The 2,168-nt window shown below is 53.2% G+C and carries 1 protein-coding gene; it reads right to left on the reverse strand.

The features are described from left to right. Positions 1–170 precede the first annotated feature (170 nt). The gene (locus tag ACIQU6_RS44480; protein ID WP_403488403.1) at positions 171–1,850 is read right to left on the reverse strand and encodes a hypothetical protein; all 1,680 of its coding nucleotides are present in this window, start codon (positions 1,848–1,850) and stop codon (positions 171–173) included. Positions 1,851–2,168 lie beyond the last annotated feature (318 nt).

The following is a 2,168-nucleotide window of genomic DNA, read 5'->3' on the forward strand; positions in this document are numbered from 1 at the left end:
ACCAACATCGCCCGAACCCTACGCGCCAACGCCCGTGACCACACCCGCCCGTTGACCATGCTCGGCCTCACCTGAACAACTTTGCCGAGGCCCTGCCACCTAACTGGCCCCCTGACCAGCCGAATTACGCACCAGAGTCGCTCTGGCCCACGACGTGACTCGATGAACACCTACAGCTGCCGCAAGGGTGGGAGTGGAATTGCTGGCCCAGACCGATACAGCCGCTTGGTTGATCTTTGAAATACTGAGGTGCCCGGATTATCAAGCGCGTCGTCGGCAATCGCTTTAGCCTCCTCTATTATATCCGCGGGAACGCTTGAGGTCTCCACAGTTACGGTCGGTATCGGTTCATTTGCGACACAGTCGTATTGACTGTCATCACCTGGCAACCAAGCATCTTCCTCATCTCCTGCTGCTCCTCCACCCGGAGGCCATGCCTGGAGGATTTCGATATATCTCCGTATCGCCCTACGGGTATACGGGCCGAGAATTCCATCACTCGGGAGAGCGTCGTACAAAGAATTGATAGGCAGATCCGACTGGAAGGTCGAATCGGGCAGGCTCCTCCTCGGCGCGGTTAGTTCGACAACTCGAAACATTTTCTTAATAGTTTCACCTTCCTTAATCGACAGGAACGGCGAGTACGATTTTCGCGGTCTATAATTACACTCTCTGCAGAATCTAACCTCATTTACCGTACGGCCAATCTGCCGGTATACTTGATTAGATGCCGCTTCCTCTGCAGTGATTTCCGTGACAACGCGTTGCTGCAGGATGGACTCCAACAGTTCAGTTGCCAGTTCGTCAGACCTAGCCTGACCTGGCAGCAAGTCTAAACCCCGAACCTGTAAGACGTGTCGAACTCCATGAAACCATGCAAGCACAACATCATTTCCGTGCGTAACGACTTCCTCTTGATTAGCCGGGCGCTGAAAAAATATATCATCCCTCGATCGGCCGGGAGGGCATGAGGGAAATGCTGGGCTTATCTCGGAGGCTAGACGCATAAGTAGGCGAAAGTACTTAATTTTCTCCCCTACGCCTTCCCGCGTTTCGGGATCTAACTCGCGCCACGATGGGTCATTCCGATCCCTTGCCTCTTCCCACTCTTCTATGCTTGCGTAGGGAACTTTATGCTTGTCCATAAACCACTCCGTGGCGATATGGTAACGACTTTGTCCACTCAGTTCGATCGGGGTTTTATGAAATGAGCCGGATTCTCCACACACCATGTGTACACCGTGAGTCATTTCATGCATAAGCGTGACCTCCGGAGGCAAGACTTCCTCATCAATGAGGAGGCAGTCACGCGCATTAAAGAGAACAGTCGCAAACGTGCCATGCCCGTTACTGTCCGCCCCTCCTGTATCCGCAGTCAGACAGAGCGGTTCACATTCCGTTTGCAGAATAACCATATTTATGTGCACCGGCCTCTGTAGATCAGGAAATCCCTCCCGTGTGGCCTCATAAGCATTCAGCTTGCGCGGATTTATTCCGTATTTTGGATCATTGACGCCATAATCGGCGCCTACATTTCTCCCGCTTCCAGGAATTTGCCTGCACTCGCGAAGCGTATCGACGACTTCCCTCCCTGCAGGGCTTGCTTCCATAATCCTCAGAAGGTCGTCAAGCTCCTTGAGCCAGTCGCATTCTTTTAGTGCAGGGATCTTTTGGGCGTACTTTTCTTCGCGGATCTGATACCTTCTTTTGGCGTATTTTGTATCCGCCGCAGCGGCAACTCCTGGCCGTATCTCCAATGCGCCCATTTGTGTCGCCTGATCGGATCCGGTATCCTTGTCCCAGAAAATTATCAATTTCCTGAAATTTGCTACATGTTTATCACCTCCCATAGCCCCTAATTCTTGAGGTTGTCGTGAAGGGGTATTTAGCCATTCTGTCATTGTAATCACTCCGGTTAGGGGTGGGGTATGGTAAAAGCTTTTACGCGCTGCGCCGCTGACCGATATCGACGGCAAGTGGCGCGGCCCCCACGGCCCAACGTCGATTGATTAGGCGGCTGGTGTCATCCGGCGGTGAGGTGTCCCCCGGAGTGTGGACACAGGGGCTCATGCTGCAGGGCTGTTGCAAAGTCTTGGGGGTTCCACGAATCTGCAGGTCACAGCTGGGTGACGGTCTGTCAGGATGGCCTCTCCGTATGCAACGAAGCT

Origin of the sequence: Streptomyces sp. NPDC090442, from assembly GCF_044769405.1 — a bacterium.
GTDB lineage: Bacteria > Actinomycetota > Actinomycetes > Streptomycetales > Streptomycetaceae > Streptomyces.

What these genes read in the sequence shown, in the direction of transcription:
- ACIQU6_RS44480 (WP_403488403.1), bottom strand. Translation starts at nt 1,850, where the DNA reads ATGGGAGGTGATAAACATGTAGCAAATTTCAGGAAATTGATAATTTTC.